Annotated in this window: 30 protein-coding genes; 12 read left to right on the forward strand and 18 right to left on the reverse strand. The window is 44.0% G+C overall.

Annotated elements, in window-relative coordinates:
* Window positions 1–12 precede the first annotated feature (12 nt).
* From HZA77_04425 to HZA77_04440, 4 genes are all read left to right on the forward strand, one after another.
* Window positions 13–678: an adenine nucleotide alpha hydrolase gene (locus tag HZA77_04425; GenBank protein MBI5374653.1), complete on the forward strand. Its 666-nt coding sequence runs from the start codon at window positions 13–15 to the stop codon at window positions 676–678.
* Between the two features lie 235 nt (window positions 679–913).
* Window positions 914–1951: a fatty acid desaturase gene (locus tag HZA77_04430; protein ID MBI5374654.1), complete on the forward strand. Its 1038-nt coding sequence runs from the start codon at window positions 914–916 to the stop codon at window positions 1949–1951.
* Between the two features lie 94 nt (window positions 1952–2045).
* Window positions 2046–2762 carry an SDR family NAD(P)-dependent oxidoreductase gene (locus tag HZA77_04435; protein MBI5374655.1) on the forward strand — a complete coding sequence of 239 codons (717 nt, stop codon included), beginning with the start codon at window positions 2046–2048 and terminating at the stop codon, window positions 2760–2762.
* Between the two features lie 213 nt (window positions 2763–2975).
* Window positions 2976–4037 carry a PEP-CTERM sorting domain-containing protein gene (locus HZA77_04440; protein MBI5374656.1) on the forward strand — a complete coding sequence of 354 codons (1062 nt, stop codon included), beginning with the start codon at window positions 2976–2978 and terminating at the stop codon, window positions 4035–4037.
* A 23-nt stretch (window positions 4038–4060) separates the two neighbouring features.
* Here HZA77_04440 and HZA77_04445 read toward each other — a convergent pair whose 3' ends face one another.
* Window positions 4061–4759: an epoxyqueuosine reductase gene (locus HZA77_04445; GenBank protein MBI5374657.1), complete on the reverse strand. Its 699-nt coding sequence runs from the start codon at window positions 4757–4759 to the stop codon at window positions 4061–4063.
* A 119-nt stretch (window positions 4760–4878) separates the two neighbouring features.
* Between HZA77_04445 and HZA77_04450 the strand changes: the two genes are divergently transcribed.
* Together HZA77_04450 and HZA77_04455 are read left to right on the forward strand one after the other, a co-directional pair.
* Entirely contained in the window at window positions 4879–5160 is a 282-nt protein-coding gene (locus tag HZA77_04450) for a type II toxin-antitoxin system Phd/YefM family antitoxin (protein MBI5374658.1), read from the forward strand.
* Entirely contained in the window at window positions 5157–5483 is a 327-nt protein-coding gene (locus HZA77_04455) for a type II toxin-antitoxin system RelE/ParE family toxin (protein ID MBI5374659.1), read from the forward strand. Before HZA77_04450 ends, HZA77_04455 begins: the two co-directional genes overlap by 4 nt.
* Window positions 5484–5516: 33 nt before the next feature.
* Here the strand turns inward: HZA77_04455 and bioA are convergent, their stop codons facing one another.
* Together bioA and bioB are read right to left on the reverse strand one after the other, a co-directional pair.
* Window positions 5517–6878 carry an adenosylmethionine--8-amino-7-oxononanoate transaminase gene (gene bioA / locus HZA77_04460; GenBank protein ID MBI5374660.1) on the reverse strand — a complete coding sequence of 454 codons (1362 nt, stop codon included), beginning with the start codon at window positions 6876–6878 and terminating at the stop codon, window positions 5517–5519.
* Window position 6879: 1 nt separating this feature from the next.
* The gene (gene bioB / locus HZA77_04465) at window positions 6880–7860 is read right to left on the reverse strand and encodes a biotin synthase BioB (GenBank protein ID MBI5374661.1); all 981 of its coding nucleotides are present in this window, start codon (window positions 7858–7860) and stop codon (window positions 6880–6882) included.
* A gap of 614 nt (window positions 7861–8474) precedes the next feature.
* Between bioB and HZA77_04470 the strand changes: the two genes are divergently transcribed.
* From HZA77_04470 to HZA77_04495, 6 genes are read left to right on the forward strand one after another with little or no spacing between them, the layout of a single operon-like run.
* Window positions 8475–9083, forward strand: a complete 609-nt coding sequence (locus HZA77_04470; protein MBI5374662.1) for a hypothetical protein — start codon at window positions 8475–8477, stop codon at window positions 9081–9083.
* Window positions 9084–9102: 19 nt separating this feature from the next.
* Window positions 9103–10194 carry a L,D-transpeptidase family protein gene (locus tag HZA77_04475; GenBank protein MBI5374663.1) on the forward strand — a complete coding sequence of 364 codons (1092 nt, stop codon included), beginning with the start codon at window positions 9103–9105 and terminating at the stop codon, window positions 10192–10194.
* A complete protein-coding gene (locus tag HZA77_04480; protein MBI5374664.1) occupies window positions 10195–10845 on the forward strand; it encodes a L,D-transpeptidase in 651 nt (216 codons plus the stop codon).
* A 1-nt stretch (window position 10846) separates the two neighbouring features.
* The gene (locus HZA77_04485; protein MBI5374665.1) at window positions 10847–11467 is read left to right on the forward strand and encodes a hypothetical protein; all 621 of its coding nucleotides are present in this window, start codon (window positions 10847–10849) and stop codon (window positions 11465–11467) included.
* 40 nt (window positions 11468–11507) lie between these two features.
* A complete protein-coding gene (locus tag HZA77_04490) occupies window positions 11508–12038 on the forward strand; it encodes a UbiA family prenyltransferase (protein ID MBI5374666.1) in 531 nt (176 codons plus the stop codon).
* 37 nt (window positions 12039–12075) lie between these two features.
* Window positions 12076–12339, forward strand: a complete 264-nt coding sequence (locus HZA77_04495; GenBank protein MBI5374667.1) for a hypothetical protein — start codon at window positions 12076–12078, stop codon at window positions 12337–12339.
* 184 nt (window positions 12340–12523) lie between these two features.
* Here HZA77_04495 and HZA77_04500 read toward each other — a convergent pair whose 3' ends face one another.
* The 15 genes from HZA77_04500 to HZA77_04570 form a co-directional block, all read right to left on the reverse strand.
* Complete coding sequence (locus tag HZA77_04500) at window positions 12524–12877, reverse strand: DUF86 domain-containing protein (GenBank protein ID MBI5374668.1); 354 nt, start codon at window positions 12875–12877, stop codon at window positions 12524–12526.
* Window positions 12867–13184: a nucleotidyltransferase family protein gene (locus HZA77_04505; protein ID MBI5374669.1), complete on the reverse strand. Its 318-nt coding sequence runs from the start codon at window positions 13182–13184 to the stop codon at window positions 12867–12869. Before HZA77_04505 ends, HZA77_04500 begins: the two co-directional genes overlap by 11 nt.
* A gap of 214 nt (window positions 13185–13398) precedes the next feature.
* Complete coding sequence (locus HZA77_04510) at window positions 13399–14223, reverse strand: hypothetical protein (protein ID MBI5374670.1); 825 nt, start codon at window positions 14221–14223, stop codon at window positions 13399–13401.
* 9 nt (window positions 14224–14232) lie between these two features.
* Window positions 14233–14472, reverse strand: coding sequence for a hypothetical protein (locus HZA77_04515; GenBank protein ID MBI5374671.1), 240 nt, complete (start codon window positions 14470–14472; stop codon window positions 14233–14235).
* Window positions 14473–14517: 45 nt separating this feature from the next.
* Complete coding sequence (locus tag HZA77_04520; protein ID MBI5374672.1) at window positions 14518–15498, reverse strand: alpha-ketoacid dehydrogenase subunit beta; 981 nt, start codon at window positions 15496–15498, stop codon at window positions 14518–14520.
* A gap of 19 nt (window positions 15499–15517) precedes the next feature.
* Window positions 15518–16483, reverse strand: a complete 966-nt coding sequence (locus tag HZA77_04525) for a thiamine pyrophosphate-dependent dehydrogenase E1 component subunit alpha (protein MBI5374673.1) — start codon at window positions 16481–16483, stop codon at window positions 15518–15520.
* A gap of 14 nt (window positions 16484–16497) precedes the next feature.
* Window positions 16498–17280 carry an enoyl-CoA hydratase/isomerase family protein gene (locus tag HZA77_04530; protein ID MBI5374674.1) on the reverse strand — a complete coding sequence of 261 codons (783 nt, stop codon included), beginning with the start codon at window positions 17278–17280 and terminating at the stop codon, window positions 16498–16500.
* Between the two features lie 46 nt (window positions 17281–17326).
* Complete coding sequence (locus tag HZA77_04535; GenBank protein ID MBI5374675.1) at window positions 17327–18475, reverse strand: acyl-CoA dehydrogenase family protein; 1149 nt, start codon at window positions 18473–18475, stop codon at window positions 17327–17329.
* A gap of 59 nt (window positions 18476–18534) precedes the next feature.
* The gene (locus tag HZA77_04540) at window positions 18535–19104 is read right to left on the reverse strand and encodes a hypothetical protein (protein ID MBI5374676.1); all 570 of its coding nucleotides are present in this window, start codon (window positions 19102–19104) and stop codon (window positions 18535–18537) included.
* A gap of 21 nt (window positions 19105–19125) precedes the next feature.
* Complete coding sequence (locus HZA77_04545; protein ID MBI5374677.1) at window positions 19126–19683, reverse strand: hypothetical protein; 558 nt, start codon at window positions 19681–19683, stop codon at window positions 19126–19128.
* A gap of 52 nt (window positions 19684–19735) precedes the next feature.
* Entirely contained in the window at window positions 19736–20680 is a 945-nt protein-coding gene (locus HZA77_04550) for a hydratase (protein MBI5374678.1), read from the reverse strand.
* Between the two features lie 16 nt (window positions 20681–20696).
* The gene (locus HZA77_04555) at window positions 20697–21746 is read right to left on the reverse strand and encodes a 2,3-butanediol dehydrogenase (GenBank protein MBI5374679.1); all 1050 of its coding nucleotides are present in this window, start codon (window positions 21744–21746) and stop codon (window positions 20697–20699) included.
* Window positions 21747–21893: 147 nt separating this feature from the next.
* Window positions 21894–23114 carry a radical SAM protein gene (locus HZA77_04560; protein MBI5374680.1) on the reverse strand — a complete coding sequence of 407 codons (1221 nt, stop codon included), beginning with the start codon at window positions 23112–23114 and terminating at the stop codon, window positions 21894–21896.
* Window positions 23114–23782: a transposase gene (locus tag HZA77_04565; protein ID MBI5374681.1), complete on the reverse strand. Its 669-nt coding sequence runs from the start codon at window positions 23780–23782 to the stop codon at window positions 23114–23116. The genes HZA77_04560 and HZA77_04565 overlap by 1 nt, the downstream gene beginning before the upstream one ends.
* Before the next feature lie 55 nt (window positions 23783–23837).
* Window positions 23838–25652, reverse strand: a complete 1815-nt coding sequence (locus tag HZA77_04570) for a PAS domain S-box protein (GenBank protein MBI5374682.1) — start codon at window positions 25650–25652, stop codon at window positions 23838–23840.
* Between the last annotated feature and the right edge of the window lie 63 nt (window positions 25653–25715).

Here is a 25715-nt window from a genome sequence, read left to right on the forward strand (position 1 = left end):
ATGGAAAAAAGTATGAAGAAAAAAACATTGTTGAGTTGGAGCAGCGGAAAGGACAGCGCATGGGCGCTTCATATCCTTAGACAAGACCCACTGATTGAAATTCTAGGTCTGTTCTCAGTGATGAACGAGAAGTACAACCGCGTGACCATGCACGCCACAAGGCTGGAAATGCTTGAGCGTCAGGCAAAGGGCGTAGCTCTGCCGCTTCAAACTCTCTTTATTCCAGATCCATGCACAAACGAGCAGTACAGTGAAGTTATGCAGAACTTCGTCGCGGAGTCTGCTAAAAAAGGGATTCAATGTATGTCATTCGGCGACCTATTCCTTGAGGATGTTAGACAGTATCGGGAAGCTCAATTGAAAGGGACCGGGATTGAACCAATTTTCCCATTATGGGGAATACCAACCGGAGAACTTGCAGAGCAGATGCTCTCGGCTGGTTTGGACGCATATATCAGCTGTGTTGACCTTAAGAAACTGCCATCACATTTTGCCGGACAGAAATTGACAAGAGAATTGATTGCGGAATTTCCTCAAGGGAGCGACCCATGTGGAGAAAATGGGGAAATTCACACAGTCGCTGTGGGCGGCCCAATGTTTCTAAGAACGATCCCGGTCAGTGTTGGTGAGACTATTGAACGGGATGGTTTTGCATTTGCAGACATCATCCCCATTTGAGATAGGTAGTTTGCTTTTTCTAATCTCCCCATACCCCTCTTTTAGAAAGAGTGGATCTGAAAAATAAAAGCAGGACAATGAGCATATCAATAATGGCATTGTTAATGTTCGCAAGATGCTTGACGGTGCGCAAATCGCCCTATATAATTTTGTTAGGTATAGAGTAAGAATGAAATAGGTATTGCTTAAAATATTCGACGAGAGAGTCGTCGTGCTTCTATGCGGGAGGTGCGATATGGTTGAGGATACAGGCGGTGCGCCTGAGGAACTGACAATAAATTCTTTGCGTAAATCGTTGTCGCAGTATGGCAAACCAGACTTGCGAAAAACGATTATACAGATCATCACAAGCTTTACCCCCTACATTGCATTGTGGGTTATCCTTGTTTATATGGTCGATCAAAAGTATCCATTGATGGTGATTTTCCCGCTCATTGTAATCGCATCTCTTTTTATGGGGCGCATATTTATTCTTCTTCACGACTGCTCGCACAATTCATTTTTTGAATCACGGCAGGCAAATAGAAACCTTGGTTATGTGGCAGGCATATTGACCTTTACCCCATTTACATACTGGCAGTATAATCATCTTGTCCATCATGGCACTTATGCGGATCTGGATAAAAGAGGGGTCGGGGATATCTGGACAATAACGGTTGAAGAGTATTGGGCAGCTTCTAAGATGGAGCGATTTTCCTACAGGTTTTATCGCCATCCTTTGGTTTTCCTCGGAATCGGTCCGGGGTACACTTTTTTGATTACCCAGCGATACCTGCACCAATGGAATGGGAAGAACGAGCGTTTCAGTATGGAGTTTACCAATTTGATTATTTTGCTGATAGTTTTGACAGCCACCCTGACAATAGGGTTAAAAACTTATCTCCTGATTCAAGTGCCAATAATGCTGATCGGCGGGGCTCTCGGTGTATGGCTGTTCTACGTTCAACATCAGTTCGATGGAGTGTATTGGTCCCGTCATGCAGACTGGGACCCGCTGAAGGCTGCTTTTAGAGGAAGCTCATATTACAAACTGCCAAAAATACTTCAGTGGTTTACCGGAAGTATCGGACTGCATCATGTCCACCATGTTCTGCCAAAGATTCCAAACTATAAACTGCAACAATGCTATGATGAAACACCCATTATGCAGACCGTGAAGCCCATTACCATCCGCAAAAGCCTCAAGTCCTTTTCTTTGAATTTATGGGATGAGAAAGAGGAGAAGCTTGTAAGTTTTAAGTCTTTGAAGCAACCCGCGTCGCAGAATTCTTGACGGTATCCAAATCGCCTCATATAATCTCGCGAAATTTAGAATGTGTATAAAATCAATGTTGGCAGTTTAAGATTGTGAGTATTGTTGAGTCATTATGAAAAATGCGATTATAGTCGGAGCATCGTCAGGAATTGGGAAAGAGCTTGCGCGATGCCTGGCTGAGAACGGCTATGGCGTAGGACTGGCAGCGCGTAGGATGAACCTGCTCAAGGAACTCTCTTGCGAGTTGTCCTCTCCGGTGTGGACCAAATCAGTTGACCTTACAGATCCGCAACAAGCGATGTCACAATTGCGAGAATTGATTGCTGAGATGGGTGATGTCGAATTGTTTGTTATAAGCGCAGGGACAGGATTCCTCAATTCTGATTTGAATTGGGAGTACGAGCGAGACACGATTGCGGTGAATGTTTCAGGTTTCTGCGCTGCTGTCAATGTTGCTATTTCGTATCTCAAGACACGGAAATCAGGACATCTTGTTGGGATTTCTTCAGTAGCAGCGCTGCGGGGAGATAGTGTTGCGCCTGCATACAGCGCATCAAAAGCATTCGTATCAAATTATCTGGACGGTGTGCGGCAGATGGTTCATAAGCGTCAGCTGCCAATTGTTGTTACCGATGTGCAGCCGGGTTTTGTAGATACTGCCATGGCAAAAGGCGACGGTCAGTTTTGGGTAGCCGCGCCGAGGAAGGCAGCTCAACAGATATTCGATGCAATCCGTAAGCGCAGGAAACATGTTTATGTCACAAAGAGGTGGCGGATCATTGCCTGGTTTCTAAGGTTCGCACCGGATTGGCTTTATTATAGGCTGTAATGAAAAATAAAATTGACAGGTCTATTTAAATTATATTTATTATAATTAAGCAGTTAATACATTTAAAAAAAATATTATTTTGTTGACCTGCAATGACAAATGGCGTCGGATTTTTAGACACTTATTTATAAAATAAAACAATAGGTTAGCTGATTCAACTTTTATACTGTACGCTAATCCGACAGTATCAATATAGTATTCCTGAGATTATCAATGTTATTTTTAATAATTTTACAGATAAATTTTGATTTGAGTGTATTTATTTTAAAGAAAATAAGTTTTAAAAAAATGGCACGTTTTTTGCGTTCTTTTTATGGTATGTTGGGGGAAAGACATATCAAAGTATACCTATTTGCGATTGCATTGTTTGTGGCAGTATCAACAAATTCCAATGCCACATTACTTTGGGAATCTGACTATGGTAGCCTTGCACAGCAAGGTATTCCGGTTAGTGAAATTGGTGGTGTTGCAATAGGTGCAGCCAATTATAATATTGGATTTGATTTTCAGTTTTACGGCGAGACTTTTTCCAACCTATGGATAAATAGTCTTGGAACTGTTTCTTTTGGAGATTCAAATCTAAGTTCAACTAATGAATCATTTCCTGCAGAACAGGACCTGGTAAATGTTATTAAGCAAAAACCACAACCGTATGAAAGAATGAAAATGATAGCTCCTCTTTGGGATTTCCTTCTCACAAATCCCGATGCAAAAGGGGATGGTTCGACTAATCCAGATACAGGGGTGTGGGCAAATTTGAGCGGAGCACCCGGTTCCCAAAAATTAGTTCTTACGTGGAATGATGTCTCTAATTTCAATTTAAGCGGTAATCCAACTCCATATTATGGCTCTAATACATTCCAGCTAATTCTTTTTGAAGGCAGCAATGACATAGTTATGAGTTATCTGAATCTTGACGGAGTGAAAAGCCCGGTGCATTCTGGAGGAACTTTATTTCCGGGATCAGGTAATTATGTACCTAACGATTACAACGGAATCACTATTGGCGTTAATGCAGGGGATTTTCCAAATAGTTCATTAATTAGGGGAACAGAATATCTATATGGAGCTGTAGATAATTCACAACTTCCTGAAAATAACTCTATTATTTTTAAGTACGATTCAAATTACTATGGGACCGGAATAGGCGGTTACACAGTTTCTATTTATGAACCTACTTCTTCACCCGTCCCTGAGCCTTCAACACTATGGCTGATTGCTTCTTCAATAGTTGGCTATTTTCTTTATAGCTTCAAACGGTTAAAATCCCGCTAAAAAATTTTCCGCACATAAAGGGGTCAGGTCTTTACTTTTGACGTTACGGTTTTCTCGCCCGCGCAATCCCTTACACAGATTCCGCAGATTGAAACACCGATGCCGCGTATCTTGGTGAACTCCTTAAGCTTTGCAATGCATCTTTCGCGTATCAGCCCCTCTTTTGTTATTGCCTGTGCCGGGCATGAGCTAATGCATTTACCGCAGTCATTGCAGTTTCCTTCGAGAGGCTTGCCGGCGGGAAGCGGAATATCTGTTAGAATCGTGACAAGACGAATCCTTGCGCCGAACTCCCGGCTTACAAGAAGATGAGAGCGCCCGATATGTCCGATCCCTGCCTGCCATGCAACTAACCTGTGTGATAGATGACCAAGCTGTTTTTCCCAGTCAACCATCTGCGATGATGGAATGGGGGCCGCTCTGTAGCCCAGCGCATCTATTTTTTTACACACCGCAAGGGCAACCTGATCAAGCATGTAGTTAACTGATTTGTAATGATGCTTATAAATGAGAGTCGGTGCATCAACGATGTCATCTATTATTGAATCTGAAAGCTTTATGGCTATTGAAATGGCATAGGGGAGCTTGGAAGCAAGAGGTTCAATCAGCGGATGAAAATACTCTTTTAGCGGCGCAAGCTCGGCTACACCGAAAAGTGATGCACCTCCATCAATGGCGGTTTTCTCAAGCTCTTTGAAATGTTCAGTAATTTTATTATTCATGTGGAAACTACTTAATAAACAATAACAGGTTTATCAATGGAAAATATAAAGCCAAAATAATCTTGGGCATTGACAACCGGACTTAATATGGTACCTTATACAGACTGGAGGTGATAGAAATGAATATTTCTAAAGATATTAAACCGGTTACATATCTAAAATCAAAAGCAGCTGACCTGTTAAAGCAGATAAATAAAACTCATCGCCCTATTATCATTACTCAGAACGGAGAACCCAGAGCAGTACTTCAGGATCCGGAAAGTTATGAGAACATGCGAAATGCCATTGGCCTGTTGAAATTGATTTCTCAGGGAGAAGAGGATATTAAGAAAGGAAAGTCAAAATCTCAGGAAGAAGTATTTTCGAATATAGAGAATATCCTGAAAGAAAAAATGAAATGAAAAATAAGTACGATGTCATATGGGCGGATATAGCAGAAAAGGACCTTATTGATATTGTTAAATATATTGCGGAAGACAGCCCTTCAAATGCTTTTGAAAAATTCGAGGAAATCAAAAAAAAGGCATCAAATCTTAATGCATTTCCTGAAAGAGGCCGGATTGTTCCGGAACTTCAATCTCAAGGAATAGTTCTATATCGTGAATTAATCATTTCTCCCTGGAGGATAGTTTACAGAATTTCTGAGAAAGCTGTGTATGTTTTGTCTGTGCTGGATTCAAGGCAAAATGTTGAAGATATTCTCTTAAAAAGACTCGTAAGCTAAAAATTATAAAATGGCTTCAAAAGGATTAAATTTTCATTCCCCTGTTGCCTCGGCGATTGACTCATAGGTGATGTCAAGAAGTTGAGCTAACTCGCTCTCGCTTATGGAAAGAGGCGGCATAAGGACGATCACATTCCCCAATGGGCGGAGTATTGCTCCCTTTTCTCTTGCTATATCAATAACCCTGTAACCCATTTTCATTTCAAGCGGGAACGGCTCTTTTGTTTTCTTGTCGCTTACAAGCTCAATCCCCGCAATCATTCCCAACTGTCTTACATCTCCGGCATATTTTAAATTTTTAAACCTTTCGAGAAGGCTTTTAAACAGAGCTATTTTAGGCTGAAGTCTTTCTATCAGCTTTTCTCTTTCAAATATATCAAGCGATGCGATGGCGGCAGCACAGGCAAGAGGGTTTCCGGTGTATGTGTGTCCGTGGAAAAAAGTCTTAAATTCCGCGTAACCTCCAAGAAATGCGCTGAAAATCTCCGGTGTTGTGGCAGTTACAGCAAGCGGCAGATATCCACCTGTTATTGATTTAGACATAGCCATTATGTCAGGAGCAACGCCTTCATGCTCGCAGGCAAACATCTTTCCTGTTCTTCCAAAGCCAACCGCGACCTCGTCGGTTATCATTAATATATTGTTCCTTGTGCAAATCTCCCTTGCCTTTTTGAGATAACCTTGCGGGAAAACTATCATCCCACCTGCCCCCTGCACCATTGGCTCAAGTATGAGCGCAGCGATGTTCTCCCTGTCTGCTAAAACGATTTTTTCAAGCTCATCTGCGCAGGCAATCCCGCAGTCCGGGTAACTCAATCCCAATTCGCACCTGTAACAATATGGAGAAGGTGCCTTGTATGACTGGAATATAAGCGGCCTGTAAAGCTCGTGGAAAAGATCTATGCCGCCAACGCTTACTGCCCCCAACGTGTCGCCATGGTAGCCATTATTAAGGCAGACGAATTTTGTCCTCGGAGGAAGTGAAGGATATTTCTGCTTCCAGTACTGGAATGAGATTTTAAGCGATATTTCGACAGCCGTTGAGCCATTGTCTGAATAAAAAATTTTTTCAAGTCCTGATGGCAGGATTTTTGAAAGCTTCTCTGCAAGCTCGACAGCCGGAACATTCGAAATCCCAAGAAGCGTTGAATGGCTGATTTTTTTTACCTGCGCGATTATGGCTTCATCTATTTCCTGCCTTCTGTGTCCGTGGGTCGTGACCCATAGGGAGGCTACACCGTCTAAATATTTTCTTCCATTTATGTCTATAAGATAGCTTCCTTCTCCCCTCTCTATTATGAGGGGCTTTTCCTCTATATACTCCTTCATCTGCGTAAATGGATGCCAGATTATTTTCCTGTCAATATCCTCGAGGTGTTTATTGCGGTCGGTCATTTTAAGAAATATGCCTTTCCGGTTCAAGTCCAAGGTCTTTTATCATCTGCATGTCTTTATCAGGGGAGTCGCCTTTGGTTGTAAGATAATTGCCCATTAGCGTGCCGTTTGCTCCGGCATAAAATATTAATGACTGGAGGCTCCGGAGATTGACCTCCCGTCCGCCGCATACAATTATGTCTTTGTTTGGATGAATGAACCTGTAAATAGATATGAGTCTTAATATTTCAAGGGGCTTCATCGGAGTTGTCCCTTCCAGCGGAGTGCCCGGTATCGGATTTAAAAAATTCATCGGGATTGAGTCAACGCCAAGCTCTTTTAAGGTGAATGCGAGCTCGATGCGCTGTTTTGCGCTTTCGCCCATACCGAATATTCCACCTGAGCAGACCTTAAAGCCAAGCCTTTTTGCTGTTTTTACTGTTTCTATACGCTCGCTGTATGAATGGGTGGTACAGATATTGCCGTAAAAGCTTTCTGAAGTTTCAAGGTTGTGGTGGTAGTTTGTAAGCCCTGCCTCCTTTAATGCCTTACCTCTTTCTTCATCAAGTATTCCAAGCGAGGCACAGCATGGGATCTTAATCTCGCCCGAGATATTTTTAAATGAGCTGACAAGCACCGAAAGCTCTTTGTCTGAAGCCACTTCCCTTCCGCTTGTCACTACGGAGAACTCACTTGCCCCGGCGGCACGAGCCTCTTTAGCGGTTTGTAAAATCTGCGCTGATGTTATCATCGGGTAAAGCGGGGCATTGGTCTGGTAATGGGCTGACTGGGCGCAAAATGAGCAGTCCTCGGAACATCCTCCTGACTTTGCGCTCACGATTGAACAGAGGATTACCTTCTTTCCCTTGAACTTTTCCCTTATCCTTGTTGCCGATGCAAAAACCTGGAGGAAATTATTTTCAGAAAGGTTATATAATTCAAGAGCTTCATTGAACGCTATCCCTTTTTCCGAAACTGCCTTTTCTTCATATTCAACGAACATTTCTCAGTTGCTCCTTTTATAAACAGCCTATAAACAGCACCGTAATTATCATTTATAATACAAAAATTAAAGTTAATAATTCCCGGGATGCCTTACTTAATTCTTGACTCTGCAATAGGTGAAGCTCACAATAGATATATAAAAAGTGTATATTTTCAATGTGGTTGAAAATACTGAAGATTATAAATAGGAAAATGTGTGAGTCCACTAGCCTGGCAAGGCAATACGCTGGTAAAGGTATCCCCTTTAAAATTTCTGGACACAATTTCAATAATAATATATCATCCGCCCCCTTTTTATAAGGTGGAGGGCAAAAAGGGATATTTTTAAATAGATAATAAGAAAATATACACATTCATAATAAAAATATGATAGTATTTGTGTCACAATTTTTTAGAGGAGAAATTTTTTTAAAGGCTGGAAACAAGGTTCATTAATTTTATTAAATTATTTTTCATTATGTTGGTATAGAAAGAAAAAATCCTAATGTTTAATAGACGTTGAAGGGGGGTGGGAATGTTTTTAGGGCAAAGTAATTTTTTGCTTGGGGTTAATGATTAGCAGTGTAAATCGAGAAACAAAGGTAACGCAAATAAATGCGGAGGAGAATGAGAATGAAGATGAAAAGTAGCATGGTTAAGTATATTGCTTTAAGTTTAATTATGGCATTTGTTATCGTTGGTTGCGCAAAGCCGCCAGTAGAGGAAACTAATGCTGCAAGCGCAGCAATCGAAGCTGCAAAGCAGGACGGAGCAGAAAAGTATTCAGCTGAAGAATTAAAGAGCGTAAGCGATGAATTAGCTGCCGCAGCAGATGAAGTAAAGGTACAGGAAAACAAGTTTTTCAAGAACTATGACAAAGCAAAACAGATACTGGCAAAAGTAAAGGGCGACGCAGAAGCTATAAAAGCTGGTATTCCTGCAAAGAAAGAAGAAGCTAAGAACGGCGCAGTTGCTGCACAGACCGCTGCTACAACAGCTATTACTGATGCAAAAGCACTCTTAGAAAAAGCACCTAAAGGCAAAGATTCAAAAGCAGAAGTTGAAGCTTTGACCAACGACATTAAGGGTCTCGAAGAATCACTTCCTGGCGTTCAGCAGATGATTGACACCGAAGACTATTTCGGCGCAGCAGACAAAGCAAAGGCAATCAGCGAAAAAGCAACAAGCGTATCAGATCAGATTAATGCAGCAATAGAGAAAAAGGGCGGCAAAAAAAAGTAAATTAGTTTAAAGAGATTAGATGCTGCATTTAAAAAAAATTGTCATATTTGTATTGAGCTTGTTTCTGATTGGATGCAGCTCACCACCAGTTCCTCCAGAGGTTGCTCAGGCTGAAAAGCAGGAGCAGGACCTCTGGAGGGTTGGTGCCCCTCAGTTTACACCTGAAAACTACAATAGCTACAAAAGAACCCTTAGGAATGCGAAAGACAATTTCATAAAGGAAAGTAATAGGTTTGTCTGGTTCCGGGATTATAATAAGATTTCCTCCGAGTACCAGCTTGTCCTTCTTTATGGCAACGGGGTTTTAAAAAAGGTAGAAAGCTTCAAGAGTAACAAGTCTACCCTCATTGAGAGTCAGCTTTCAATCTATGAAAACAAGCTTAAGTCGCTTGACAAGATAACTCTCCTTGTAAACGAGGGAAGGTATGCAAGAAGAAATATTTCAAAAGCATCATTAGCCATCTCAGAAGTCCGTTCCCTGTGTGCAAAAGAAAAATATGTTGCCGCAGAAAAAAGGCTAAGCGATATCCCATTTTATCTGACAAGCGCTGAAAGGACTATCACCCCTATAGTAAGCAGATTTGCAGACAGATCACAGATAGCCAAGTGGAGGCAGTGGGCAGATGAGACTATATCTGAATCGCGCAGACGCGGAACGACTGCAATCGTGGTTTGTAAGATAGAGCGTACACTTACGCTTTACAGAGATGGTCGTCCTGTGAGGAGCTATCAGGTGGGGCTTGGGAGAAATGGATTCCACGATAAAGTATATGCAGGAGATTTTGCGACACCTGAAGGGAAATATCATATAACAAAAAAAGTTTCCAACAGCCGTTATTATAAAGCGCTTCTCATAAATTATCCTAACGATGAAGACAGAAGGCAGTTTGCGACAGCAAAGAAAAAAGGGCTTATTCCTTCACGGGCAGGCATAGGCGGGTTGATCGAGATTCATGGAGGTGGAGACGACGGAATGACATATGGATGTATTTCCCTTGAAAATCAATATATAGATGAGCTATTTAGATTAGTAGGAGAAGGTACACCGGTGACTATAGTCGGAGCTTTAGAACATGAAAATGTTGTTACATCTACTATAAGGGATATGTAGATGGTAAAAAAAGTCCTTAAAATATTTTTAATAGTTTTTGGGTTTGTGTTTCTCGCTTTTGCGGGGATCGAGGGATATGGTTATTATCTTTGCAGTAAATACAGCGTTACTTCCGGAAGCGAGCTATTGTCCACAATGGAAGGAAAAAGTCTAGATGATGTGCAGAAGGAGAACAGCGCTATTCTTAAGAAAATTACAACCCTTGCTCCTAAAGGGACTTATATAGTTATTGATACGGGGAGAAACAGGCTCTACCTGAGGAAAGGTAATGAACAAACAAGAGAGGCGATTGTATCATGCGGCAGCGGAAATGTTCTTCAGGACCCGACAGGAAAGAAGAAGTGGATTTTTGATACTCCCCGGGGCGAGTATGCAGTTAAAACAAAACAGGAAAATCCTGTGTGGATAAAACCTGACTGGGCTTTTTACGAAGAAGGGGAACCGCCGCCTAAGAACTACAATGACAGGATAGAAGAAGGTTCTTTAGGTGCCTATGCCCTTGGATTCGGCAATGGATACTTCATTCACGGAACACTTTATACAAGGCTGCTTGGGAGGAATGTGTCCCACGGATGCGTGAGAGTTGGTGATGAAGACATAAAAGCCACATATATGGCTTCCCCGCCCGGGACAAAGATATACATATTCTAAAATGCGCAAATTCCTTATCTCAGCCCTTGCAATCATGCTATTAAGCTTTAGCTCAACTGCTTTTTGCAGTGATGAAATAAAAGCCCTCGAGGAAAATGAGCTCTTAAAGACTGAACTGCAACTGGCAAAAAATCCGGCCCTTTATTTTGTTTTTAATTTTAAGGATAAAAAGATTTATCTGAAATCCCGCGGCATTGTGCTTCGTGAGTGGAAAATGGATAAAGCTTCTTTTTGGGGCAACCCGTTTTCGCTAAAGACTCTTCAGTTGTTGAAAAAAACCACACTCGTTCCTCCTGAGAGGAAGGTTATAAAACCTGGAGATGACTCTGCAGGCGTAGAGGCTCTTGAACTTCCCGACATGCCTCAAACATATACGCTCTTTATGGAAGACGGGATGTCCATATCCGTGCGCTCAAAACCCCCGGAAGAGTGGAAACCAAAACTTTATAATTTCCGGTACACTCTTCAGGAATATATCACTCATCCTCTGCTTACGGTCTGGTATAAATATAAGAAACAGCCTTTTGTAGCGGTAGATATTTTATTTGAAGATAAGGCTGAGGCGCAGGCGCTTTACTGGTCCTTTACAGATGGGACTACAGCAATTATGGTCAACTACTGATTATTTTCTTTTCTAAATAGTTTTTCTTATGAATCTTTAAATGAATTCTTATTTGAAACTTTTCAAGGTAAGGATTTCTCTTCTTGTAACCCTTACATCTGCTGCGGCATTTGTCATAGCGTCAAAGGGGGTTTCTATTTCACTTCTGACTTCATCTGCGGGAGTTTTTCTCCTTGCCGCCGGGGCATCCGCTCTAAATCAGGTCCAGGAAAATAAGATTGATGCCATGATGGAAAGGACTATGGCTCGCCCGATTCCTTCAGGTGAGATTAATGTTTCCACAGCCTTGTCTGTTTCAATAGCTGTTATGGTTGCAGGTCTTTTATTCCTTTTGTCGGTGGGACTGCCTCCAGCCGCGTTTGGTATCATGGCAGTTGTCTGGTACAATGGGTTTTATACTCCTTTAAAGAAAAAATCGGCTTTTGCCGCTGTCCGGAGCTATTCCGCCATTAATAGGATGGGCTTCAGCAGGAGGTTCAATTCCAGATCCAAAGATTGCTGCTATAAGTTTTTTTGTTTTTCTCTGGCAGGTTCCCCATTTCTGGATTCTCATATTAACATACTGGAATGAATATGAAAGGGCGGGACTTCCGGTCCTTAGCCGGGTTTTGTCACAAAAACAGATTAAAAGGATTGTATTCATATGGATACTCTCCTCAGCATCTGCCGGGCTTATTCTCCCCTTTTTTGGCTTGATAAAATCTGTCCTGATTTCCATTATACTTACGGTCGGCACATCATATCTGATATGGAGCGGAACAAAAATATTTAAGGAAGAAGGTAATGAAAAATCTTTCCCGGGGCTTTTTAGAGATATAAATATTTATGCCGCAGCTGTAATGGTCTTGCTGATGTTTGATGCGCTGATTTAATTACTCTTTGCTCTTTGAGTTTAGGTCTTGATATATCAACCTATAGAATAGGTTTATTATGAGGAATAACTTTTATTGAAATTCGGCTTGGCAGGTTCTGCGGCAGGCGCCCGCTTTTCAGTGCCAGAGCGGGACTGCCAAGCCAAAATAATTTAAAGGGTAATTTTTGAGAAATGTTAGGTTACTACTCTTGTGGTGATTCAGGAATTAAAGTTTTTAACTGTAAAATAAGTTCCGGAATATTTTCTGTTGCTACGATCCACATACGTTCCTGCTTAATCTCGCCATACTCATGTGCAAGAACATTTCTCAGCCCTACAATTCTTCTCCATTGAATTTCAAGGTGTGCTTTTTTAAAGTCATCAGATATCCGACGTGCTGCTTCTCCAATAATTTCAACTGCCCTTTCCACAGCAAGTTGCAGTTTCCTATCCTGTAAATATTGCTCGAAACTTACGCCTCTAACAAAAATTTGAATTTCCTTTGCAGAATCCATCATATCCCATAAATATGCTGCGTCACGCTCTTCAGGCTGCATACAACACCACCTTTGAAGCTAAAATTGCACGCCTGCGGAAAGGATTTCTCAATCCTCCCTTTTCCAACAGATCGACTTCGCGCCCAAAGATTGCCTTTAATTCATCTTTCATATCAACAAAGGCAAATAAGCTCCAATGTGCATCATCAGAAAAACTTACCAAAACATCTATATCGCTCTTTGGATTAAAGTCATCTCTTAGAACAGAGCCGAATAGAGCAAATTCCGTAATCTTCCAACGATTACAGAACTCTGCTATTTTTTCCTTATTAAATTGGAATGAATTATTTTTAAGTTCTTCTGCCATCTTAAATCATCTCCTATACTTTAATTATACAGACTCTTTATGTATAATCACAAGAGAGAAATCAAAAGTCTTACACAAACGAAATGAGTTTTTTTGTTGAATTGATTATGGCATTTATTAACGGCTTGGCAGGTTCCGCGGCTGGCGCCTGAAGTTTGAAGCCAGAGCGGGACTGCCAAGCCAAGATATATTAAGATAGTATATTTAGAAAAGACTAACTTTTCTTTTTCCCGAATTTCTCGTAATACTCTGCCGGTATCTTTGATGGGTCTTTGTAGATGTGAAACACACATGGATCATTTGCTGTTTTTGGCGGCTCGTGGATCCACTGGGGATGCCCGAACCATTCTATGCACTGAATATTATTCCACACCATGCAATGTGAACAATAGGCAGGAAAATCTTCCCTGCTGTATCCAATTGGCTTGGGTGCCTTAATTCTGTAGTAATTTTTGGGTGCATCATAGGCGCCTTCTCTCAAGAGCCTTCCGCCGCTACCGCATGGGTCATGTACGAATGTGAATTTCTCATCATCTTCTATGACTTTCATCTTCCCCATATGCGTTCTTAAAAGATGGGCTGTCACTCTCACAAAATCCTCGACACTCATGTTTTCCCAGTCATCAAAGCCCTTCTTTTGCATCTCGCCGGTGTATCTCAAGATGCCTTCAAGGCGCTCATCGCCGTAAACGCCTCCCATGTAGCTAAAGCATGCAGCCATTATATCAATGTATATGTCATGCACTACCTGATGCTGTTTTTCCCTCTGGGCAAGGAGTGCTTCAACTTCTTTTAAATTTCCCTCTTCAACCTTCTGCCTTATCTTCTCAGAGATTTTTGTCTGCTCTTCCCTGAAGACCTGCTCATTGTATTGGAGGATATATTCAACAACCTTCCGCAGTCCCTTATGCAGAAGGATGAATTCCTTTGGAAGCGCTCCGCACTCCTTTAAGGCTTTTTCCCTGTCCCCTTCCTTGAGCGCTTTTAATATTTTATCTGACTGCTTAAGCCCAAGCTCTTCAAGCTCTTTCTTATCCATAAAATCAGCTCACCCTTCTTCAATGACTGCAAGCAGTTCGCCTACAGGATATTCTATTTCAGGCTTTGCTATTATGCTTTTCAATATTCCGCTTGCCGGGGACTCAACCTCGTATTCAACCTTCTCGGTTTCTACTACAACTATTATCTCCCCTTTTTCAACGCGGTCGCCTTCATTTTTTAACCAGCGTACAACGCTTCCCACTTCCATAGTAAGCCCGAGCTTGGGCATTGTGACATCAACAGCCATTAATACTTTCCTCCTGCTTGTTAATTAAACAATTTTAAGTTGAACTTATTTTGCCTCGTAAATCCTTTTTACAGCATCAACAATGCATTTCTCTCCGGGGAGATAAAATGCCTCAAGAGGCTTGCTGAAAGGCACCGGGCAGAATGGCGCACCCACTCTTTGTACCGGCGCTTTAAGGCTCTTAAAGCCTTCTTCTGAGATTAAGGCCGAAACCTCTGCGCCGAAACCGCAGAATTTAACCTCTTCAAATGCGACAACGGCACGGCCTGTCTTTTTTACAGACTCAAGTATGATATCCGTATCAAGGGGCGAGATTGTCCGCGGGTCTATTACCTCAAGCTCAATCCCTTCTGCCGCAAGTTTTTCTGCTGCCTTTAAAGCCTGATGCACCATCCTTGATGTGGCAACAACTGTTACGTCTTTCCCCTGCCTCTTTACGTCTCCCTTCCCTATCGGTATCGTATAGTCGCCGTCGGGAGTTTCTCCTTTGAGCCCGTAAAGTGTTTTGTTCTCAATAAATATTACGGGATTGTCATCGCGTATTGCGGCTTTAAGAAGCCCTTTCACATCATATACAGTCGAGGGCATTATGACCTTCAATCCCGGAACATGGGCAAACCATGCCTCTAAGCTTTGCGAATGCTGCGGACCTGCGCTAAGTCCGGCTCCGCACTGAGTTCTTATAACGAGCGGCAGCTTGGGTTTTCCGCCGAACATATATCTTATTTTTGCAGCCTGATTTACAATCTGGTCCATTGCGACAGTAATAAAATCCATGAACATTATCTCAACAACAGGACGCAGCCCTGTAAGTGCTGCCCCTATGGCAAGCCCAACGATCCCTGACTCTTCAATAGGAGTGTCAATGACGCGGCTCGCACCAAACTGCTCAACCAATCCTCTTGTAGCGCTGAAAGATCCTCCGGCAAGCGCCACATCTTCTCCTGCAATAAAAACCGAGCTGTCTCTTTCCATCTCTTCTTTTAAGGCATCATTTACTGCGCGTACATATCTGGTTTCAGCCATCGCTCTTTCCTCCGCAGCTTTACACGTAAACGTCTTTTAGCGCTTCCTCGATCTCAGGGAGCGGACTGTTCTTTGCATATTCAAGCGTCTCATCGATGAGTGCAGCTATTTCAGCGTCTATCTTTGCCGCGCTCTCCTCTGTGAGGATCTTATTCTCAATGAGTTTTTTCCTGTATCTTGGGATAGCATCCTTGGATGCTAAGGCATCGAGTTCCTCTTTTGGCCTGTATTTCTGGGGGTCTCCTTCATAGTGTCCCCTGAATCTGGTTGTCATGCATTCAAGGAGCGTCGGTCCCTCCCCCTTTCTTGCCCTTGCGGCGGCTCTTTCCATACCAGCAAGAACTGCCTCAGGATCATTTCCGTCAACTATCTCTGATGCCACGTTCCCGTAAGCCTTTGCCCTCTGGGAAACATTCTCAATATCCATGTGTATAGGCTTTGGTGAGAATTCTGCCCAGCCATTGTTCTCGCATACAAAAATTATTGGAAGGCTCCAGATAGAAGCCATATTAAGGGCTCCGTGAAATGTCCCTTCCCCTGTTGCTCCATCGCCGAAGAAAGATACGGCAACCTGCCCGCTCTTCCGGTATTTTGCACTGAAAGCAGCGCCCACAGCTATCGGTATTCCCCCGCCAACTATACCGTTTGCGCCTAATATCCCAACATCCATTGTGGCAAGGTGCATTGAGCCCCCCTTCCCCTTGCAAAATCCTGTCGCCCTTCCGAATATCTCAGCCATCATTGATTTGATGTCTGCGCCCTTTGCTATGCATTGCCCGTGACCTCTATGTGTCGTCAATATGTAGTCATCTTTTTTTAACGCATGGCAGGCTCCGGCAGATACAGCCTCCTGCCCGATGCTTAAGTGAATAAAGCCGGGTATCTGACCTGCAAGAAAATTTTCTGAGACTTTTTCCTCGAACTTCCTGATCTTCACCATCGTCCTGTACAGGGCGAGCCGGGTATCATTATCTATCTGTGCCATTCTCGGTCTCCTTTTTACTTTCCCTTGAATTGGGGCTTTCTCTTTTCAAGAAATGCGCTTAGTCCCTCGTTGCGGTCTGAAGTGGCATAATTTACAAGCCATGCATCTGCCTCGTATTTTTGCCCCTGGTCTAAAGACATGTTAAGCCCTTCATTTATTGATTTCTTGGATTGCAAAACTGCTATGGGGCTGTTGTTTAATATTTTCTTCGCTATCTTTTTGCATGTTGGTATAAGCTCTTCAGGAGGAACGACCTTATTTACAAGCCCTATCTTTTCAGCTTCTGCAGCCTGTATCATCTCACCCGTGAAGATATAATATTTTGCCCTTCCCTTTCCTATCAATCTTGAAAGCCTCTGTGTGCCCCCCCATCCTGCTATCAATCCTACCGAGACTTCGGGGAGTCCGAGCATTGCTTTTTCCGATGCGATACGAAGATCAAATCCCATTGCTATCTCGGTCCCGCCGCCTAAGGCAAATCCATTTATGGCTGCGATTGTGAGCTTGCTGCTTCTTTCAATGTCAGATATCACCCGCTGGCCAGTGGCTACGAACTTATGCGCCTCGTCCATGGAGAGGGCGTTCATTGCGGCAATGTCGCCTCCTGCTATGAAAGCCTTTTCGCCGGCGCCTGTAAGGATTATTGCCCTTACATCGCTTCTCTCTTCAAGCTCCCTGAAAAGAACGCCGGCTTCCTTTATTACATTGAAATCTACTGCATTCAAAACTTTAGGGCGGTTGATAGTAACAAGGGCTATCTCTTCTTCAACCTCAACAAGAAAGTATTCCCATCCCATGATCAGTTACCCTCATAATTTTAAGTTAAAATAATCTTAACAGTTATTAACAGCCAATAAGCCTTGCTATGATCATTCTCTGTATCTCGTTTGTTCCCTCACCAATTGTCAGGATCTTTGAATCCCTGTAGAACCTTGATATGGCATACTCTTCAGTGTAACCATAGCCGCCGTGCACCTGCACTGCCTGCTCTGCCACTCTTACGGCAACCTCTGAGGCATAGGTTTTTGCCATAGCGGCTTCTTTTGCATAGGGAAGATTGTTGTCTCTGAGCCATGCTGCCTTGTAAGTTAACAACCTTGCACATTCTGTCTGCATTGCCATGTCTGCAAGCTTGAACTGTATTGCCTGGTTCTTGCATATGGGCTGGCCGAACTGAACCCTATTCTGGCTGTGAGAAATAGCAAGCTCCATTGCCCTTTGGGCAAGACCTACTGAAAGCGCTGCAATGCTGATTCTTCCAACATCCAGGACTTCCATGAAATGTTTTAAGCCGTCTCCAACCTGTCCTAAGAGGTTTTCTTTCGGAATATGGCAGTCTTCGAATATAAGCTCTCTTGTGTCAACGCAGTTCCAGCCGATTTTTTCATACCTTTTCCCGATGGTGAAACCGGGAGTATCCTTGGGAATGATAATGGCGCTGAATTGTTTTCTCCCCTTGGCATCAAGCCCTGTTATGGCAAGTATTACAACTCCGTAACTTAAAGGCGTTCCGACATTGGTGATAAAACATTTTGTCCCGTTGATTACCCATTCATTGCCTACAAGCTCTGCCTTGGTTGCAATGCCGCGTGCATCAGAGCCTGCATTTGCTTCGGTAAGGCCGAAGGCACCAAGTATCTCGCCCTTTGCAAGGCGTTTTAAATATTTTTCCTTCTGGTCAGGTGTGCCAAAATATACGAATGGCACTGAGCCGATTGTTATGTGAGCATTCCATGTAGCGGCAATCGACTGGTCGGCTCTTGCTATCTCCTCCATTGCAGCAACGTATGAAACCGTGCCCACATTTGCTCCGCCAAATTCTTCAGGGATAAGGAGTCCCATAAGGTCAAGCTCTGCCATCTTCTTAAACACCTGGGTCGGGAATTCATGGTTTTTATACCAGTGCTCGGCATTGGGCATGATCTCTTTTTCAGCAAAACTTCTGCACATATCCTTCAGCATCTCTTGTTCTTCAGTGAGCTTGAAATCCATAGTAAGACTCCTTCTGCGTTTATTGATTACGTTATGCTAATGGTTTATTCAGTACAAATTTATTTCTTAGTGCAAGTTACCTTGCAGGAAGAACCGCCGCGGCACATTGCGGATTCGAGTTTTACATTCACCTTCCCTTTTAATGGTGTCTGGTCAACAATTCCGTTTATGAAGGCTTCGGTGCAATGATAAACAGACTCGAAATAGTTGTCTTCCTTTGGGACACCGAATGTCTGCTGCGCAACATCAACGAAAGCACAGATGGTTATCTCGCCGTCCAGCTTGTTTGCGTCTGCTGACTTGGTATTGAAGTTGCAGAATCTCTGCTTCTGGCAGAATTCTATTACCTTTGCCAAATCTGAAAGTGATGCGATTTCTCCGATTTTAAGAACGCTTTTCGCGGTCTTTACCCAAACAGGCGGATACTGCTTCCAGAGATTCTGATGCAGTTCCTGCGCCTTTTCCTTGCTTACCGCTTTTCCCATTCCGCTGTAGAGGAAATAATCAACAGCTATGAAACTGTTGAAATTGCTTCTTCCCTGTTCCTCAATTGAACGGTTGATTCTCTTTAATGCGCCAAACAGGGGTTCTTCACCCTGCGGTTTTTTATCCGGTTCAAAATATCTCATTTTATATTTTCCTCCCCATTATTATTTTTTACGTGCATAAACCCTGCATACATCCGTGCAGCCGTCCCTGCAGAGGAAAAGATCCTGATCTGCATCAACTTTATCTTTCATCCCTGCAAGCTCGACCAGTTTCCAGACGAACCTGCGCGACAGCTCTGCTTCCTGCTTGTAGTAGTCGAGCCTGTCCATGTGATTGTCCGTGGGACCGTATTCAGGGTTGGGGCAGAAATCTATAATCCCAACATGGCTGTCTGCTGTATTTTCCTTGAGGTTGTAGATGCAAGGGTATGCAAGCCAGCAGTACTGGAATATCTTGCCAAGTGTGGGTATGTCTTTTACTTCGTCTATCTTTAAAACCTGTTTTGCCTGTACAAATGAAACTTCTGCGAGCCCTTCCCATACTTTCCAGTAAAGGTCGAGGGCATCTTTGGGACCAAGTGCAGCCTTCAATGTTCTCCATATGTAATAAACATGGGAGAAGATCGCCCTTGTTGCATCGAGGCAGAAATCTTCAAAATTATCCCTGCCTGTTTCCTTCATATATTTGACCGGAAGGTCAACTGGTTGTTTCTCAGCCATAACTTCCTCCATTATATTGTTAACGCTTTCCTTGGATTAGATTATAAGTTCCCTATTTTTTTTCCGGGGGCTTGTAGCCAAGGAGATTGTCATATACATCTGTTCTTCTGTCTGTAAACGGATTGTTAAAATCTGACCAGTGGCGGTACCTTGCAATCATGAGGTTTATCTCAGCGATGACCACCTCTGGCTTGTCAAACGATGCGGGACCACTGACAAAATTGCCGGCAGTGTCGATTACGCAACTGTTTCCAAGATAAGTGCATCCCCTTTCAACTCCTATGCGGTCGGCGCAGATGGTGAACACACTGCTCATCAGAGAAAGAGCGCTTGCCGTATAGGCAGCCGCCGGTTTTTCAGGAGTCTGGATTCCGGGCACGATTACCCAATTAGTAGAATCACAGATAATGTCAACCCCCTGTGCCATATAAATACGAGTCACTTCAGGGAACCATCCATCGTAGCAGATCCTGCATCCGATTTTTCCAAAGGGGAGCTCAAATACGGGATAGCCGACATCACCGGGGGTAAACCACAGCTTCTCCTCGTTCCAGAGATGGGTCTTTCTGTACCTGCCGATAAATCCTTCAGGCCCGAAAACCGCGACAGCATTATAAAGCCTGTTCTCTTCGCGCTCAGTAATGCCTGCACAGATATAGATATCCCATTCCTTCGCAGCCTTCGCCCATGCCTTTGATGTAGGGCCGTCAGGTACCTGCTCGGCGCAGGCAAATGCCTCTGCCCTTGAATTATATATATAACCAGTGTTGCAAAGTTCAGGAAGGACTGCGAGCTTTACTCCTTTTTTTGCCGCTTCTTTTATGAGCCTTAGAGATTCGTTAACATTCTTTTCCCTGTTTCCAATTTCAGGCTCCATCTGAAGGGCTGCCACTTTTACAAGGCTTTCCTTCCCCTTATCCCTTGCTCCGGGATATTCAGGCACAGGACAGCAGGCAGGTATTTTTACTTTCTGCGCAGGCTTACTTTCTTTAACCATTTAATCCTCCTTAGCTTTATGGATTTACAAGAATTTTAATATTCTTCTCCGGGTTCTGGATGAGCTCCTTGAACCCGCGGTCAATTATTTCATTAAGCTTTATCTTTCCAGTGATAAGAGGTTCAACCTTTACCCTGCCGTCTGCAAGGAAGGCTATGGCTGCCGGGAATTCATCAGGATATGCGGAGCTTCCTATAAGCTCCTTCTCATGGGACTGCATCCTTATGAACTGGAATTCAACGGGCTGTGTGAATATACCGGCGATGACCAAACGTGCGCCTTTACCTGAAACTTTTATTGCCGTATCAAGGGAAGCGGGTTTGCCTACGCATTCAAAAACTATGTCTGCCCTTAATCCGTCAGTCAGAGCATGTATCATCTTTCCGGCATCGCCTTCTGTCGGGTTAAAAACTTCAGTGGCTCCCAGCTTTTTTGCAAGCTCCCTTCTTGAGGGCATTGGTTCAACAACGAATACTTTGCCTGCGCCGCTTGCAAGGGCTGACTGGAGTACGAGCAATCCGATAGGGCCTGCGCCCACTATGGCAACAATATCGCCGGGTTTGATGCGGCTTCTTTTTACTGCGTGAACTGCAACTGCAAGAGGTTCAACAAATGAACCGGCGTCGTAAGATACATTGTCCGGAAGTTTATAACATGTGTAGTCAGGAACGACTACGTAATCAGCAAAACCACCATTGTCGCAAAGCCCGATGCTTCCAAGTTTTGCGCAAAGATTGAACTGCCCTTTTTTGCACCAGTAACACTCATGGCAGACAAGGCATGCATTCACAGTTACCCTGTCGCCTATGTTCACATTCTTTACTCCTTCGCCGACTTCTACAACATCGCCGGCAAACTCGTGCCCCAGCGTGACAGGAGGTTCTTTTCCCGTAAGAGGATGGGGTTTTTTGGGGATGATTACCGGGCCTGACCGGTATTCATGGAGATCTGAACCACAGATCCCGCATACCTTAACCTTTATTTTTACCTGTCCCTTACTGGCTTGCGGCTCCGGAACATCTGTTACTCTCACATCGTCTCTTCCAAACCAGACTGCTGCTTTCATGGGTCACCTCCGCGGAAAGGTCAAAATGTGGAAACTTCACCACCTGCGCATCTTTAAAATCAACAGGAATTACAATTCAAATTCACTAAGCCTTTTTCACGCAAACAGCAAAAAGTCAAGTGAAAAAAAACTGTCTTTTTCAGGGAGTTAGAAAGACTGACAGGGAGTTAAATTATCTCTCATTTTGATGCTGAAAAGAGCTTCATCTATTGGCCCGTAAAAATAACTTGGAGTGATTCCAGCTCCTTTTAGATGAAATTCAGCTTTACCTCCTGCCATTGAACAGATTAGGTATGAGCAATCGCTTATCATCATTATGATACGATTGAGGGCATCTCCTTCTTCAACGCAGGTTTTGCGGCCGCTGCAGAATTTTTTCACATTCCTTTTTTCTATGAAAATAAAGCCGCTCTCATTTAACTCATAGATGTAGAAGGTTTCTGCCCTCCCGAAATGTTCATCTACCAATTTTCCTGTCCTGCTTGCAACAGCCACTCTGTCGTTTTCCGGGATTGCTTCCGGTGAATATCTTTTGCCCGGTCTTTTATTATAGTTAGTATCATCTAAAAATCCTATCTCGTCTGCCCTGCAAAGGCGGCAGTGCTTCATCAGCGGGACTTCATTTTGAAGTGATGCGATAAAGGCTTTATAAAATTCCTGCGACGGGATGGGATGGTTTTCAAAGGCAGAGCCTTTAACATTTATCATGGGAATTATATTTATTAAACTTACCCCCTTGTTTTTCATTTCATTTGCCAATTCTTTTAGATGACTGTCGTTTATGCCGGGAATAAGTACGGAATTTATTTTTACATTTATTTTTCTTTCCAGAAGAAGCCTTATCCCTTCAATCTGGTTTTTTAGGAGAATGCGGGAGGCTTCTTCTCCTTCATATACGGCTCCGTTAAAAGTCACTTGTTGATAAATCTTTGATGCTGTAGCTGTGTCAGTGGCATTTACGGTGACGGTAATAAAGTTCACCCCGCATTTAACTATATCATTTATATATAAGGGAATGTTGAGGCCATTTGTGGCCATGCAATAGTTCAGATGCGGATAATGATTTCTTATTAATGATAGAGTCTTAAAAGTTAAATCAGGATTTGCAAGAGCGTCTCCGGGGCCCGCGATACCTACGGTAGTCAATTTGGGGATTTTTTTTACGACTTCTTTTACTTTTTCCAAAGCCTCAACCGGAGATAATACGTTGCTAGTCACGCCGGGCCTGCTTTCATTGGCGCAGTCGAAGAGACGGTTACAGTAGTTGCACTGTATGTTGCATAGAGGCGCTACCGGAAGGTGCATCCTTGCGGAACTGCCTGCTGCATCAACATTGAAGCAAGGATGAAAAATAGGGACAGCGCCCATTATTTTTCTTTCTTCCGAGGTCTTCCATGAGGCAAGGCATTTAACTGCCGGGCAAATTTCTCCTCCAGCTTTCCAATAAATGACTCATCTCCGCATGGGCGCCCGGTCATGGAACACTTTTTGATGCGCTCTATCATAGTTATGTTTTCTTTCTCCAGCAAATAGCTTTTCCAGTTGCTTATCTCTGTCAGCAGGTAACATTTCCCTGAGACAATACCTTCCTGTAGGCCGTCTATATGCTCCTTTGCGCTTGACCATTTGTAGTCTTCCGCAGTTTTAACTATCCCTGCGCGGAGGGGATTGTTTTCTACGTATCGAACAGCCGTATACACGTGCGCTTCATCAAGGATTGCGGAATAAAATCTTCCCTGCCAGAGATGACCGTTCGACTTTCTGCGTTTGTTTATATGCTGTGCATATCTCATATGAAGTGTATTGAAGGTGCGGGCAAGGGAATCTTCTTTCCCTGGAACGCAGACAAAATGAACATGATTATTCATAAGACAATATGCCCAGATCTCAATGTCATACTGCTTACTGTATTCCCTGAGCCATTTCAAATAAAGCAGGTAGTCATCCTCAGTTTCGAATACTGTTTGACGGTAATTACCGCGCTGAGTGACATGGTGCGGATATCCACTGGCTACGACTCTTGCTATTCTTGGCATATTAATGACAGTTAACAAGAGATGATGTTTTTGTCAATAAAAACGGGCGCTGTCCCTATTTTTCGGGAAGTGTGAAGAAGAATGTGGATCCCTCGCCGAGCTTCGATTCGACCCAGATAGTGCCGCCGTGCCAATCCACGATTTTTTTACAGATTGCCAGACCCATGCCTGTGCCCGGGTATTCCTGGCGTGTGTGCAGCCGTTGGAAGATCAGGAAGATACGCTCAAGATGTTTGGCGTCGATTCCTATTCCATTGTCGCGGACCCAAAAGAGCCAGTGATGGTCTCTTTTTTCGCTGCCGATTTGTACTTTGTTTGGTCGGTCAGGACTGCGGAACTTAATCGCATTACCGACGAGATTCTGGAAGATCTGGGTCAGCAAAGTACCGTCAGCAAGGACTAAGGGCAGTTTGTTGCAGGTCACGGTAGCGGAGTCCCTTTGGATGGTAATATGCAGATTGGCCAGTGCAGCAGCCAGCGCAGCCCCGGAATCAGTGGGCCGGAGGTTTTTGGCGTTGAGGTCCATCCGGCTCAAATCCAGCATTCCAGAGATAAGTTGCGACATCCGCACTGCGCCATCTACGGCATAGCCGATGTATTCACGGGCATTATCGTCCAGACTGTCCTTATACCGCGACTCCAGTAATTTGAGAAAGCTGCTGATCGAACGCAAAGGCTCCTGCAAGTCGTGCGAGGCGACATAGGCGAACTGTTTTAATTCTTCATTCGAGCGTGCCAGATCTGCGGTCGCTTTCCGTAGCGCATCCTCCGTTTTTTTGCGCTCCGTGATGTCCTGAGTAATGCCGAATCCGCCCAGCAACACACCATTCTTGTCGAACTCGAGATACGCTTTTTCGCGAACCCACTTGATACTACCATCCACAACGAGCCGGTGTTCGATGTCGTAAGGCTCGCCGCGAAGCCCTGCCTTCCATTGTGTATCGACATACTCACGGTCATCCGGGTGCACAGTGGAAAGAAACGTCTCGTAGGTCAGAGGTGTTCCCCTGGGAATTCCGAAGATGTGATAGTTCTCGTCAGTCCATGTAAGCACATTTCTCCTGACATCGAGCCTCCAGCTTCCCATGCTTCCCACTTCCTGAGCGCGGCTCAGGTCCTCCTGCCTGTGCAACAGCTCCTCCTCCATCCGCTTGCTCTCGGTGATGTCTCGGAGCGCGATGTGCTGTCTTGTACTCCCCAGAGAGATGAGACTGCCTTGCGCTTCGACGACAACCCGCGTGCCATCCTTTCGGAGCATGACATGTTCGATCGCTGATTTCCTGTACTGTTGGGTATTCTCTATCACCCGGTCCTGGTCTTCGGGGACAATCAGATTGGCCATCTCCATACCTTTTAACTCGGTGATCGAGTAGCCCATCATCCGGGCGAACTGCACGTTGCAGTCTACAATACGTCCCTTTTCGCTTTCGACGATCCCTTCGAAGGTAGCCTCAGCAAACGCAGCCAACCGTTCACGGTTTGCGCGCACGACTGCCTCACGATCATACTCCGTGGCCTTGTTTCGGTAGCGCTGGTAGATTACGGAGACTACGCCCATGAACAAACCCATACTGGAAAAAACTACCAGCCCCAGGCGGTCAACGGGCGACGTGATGGCGAATTGCCCTACCGGCGACAGGATCCAATACGCTACGATCACATCTGAAAATACAGTGGCCAGCAATACAGGCCCAAGACCGCCCAGCAATGCTATCACCATGATTATTGGATAGAACGTGATATAGGCGGGCAATCCATGGCCTACCCAAACCTCCAGGACCTGCCTCAGAATCATTGCCGCTGCCGTCGCTCCGACTGCCAGGCCATAGCGCAACATCAATCCCAGATGGGGATGAGTCGTAGTGTTCATAACTACTCCTACTCCTTGCTGAATTTCAGGGGAGAATAGTGTGAAATTTTTTTTTGTGAAAGC

Source organism: Candidatus Schekmanbacteria bacterium (assembly GCA_016219965.1).
Lineage (GTDB): Bacteria > Schekmanbacteria > GWA2-38-11 > GWA2-38-11 > J061 > JACRJM01.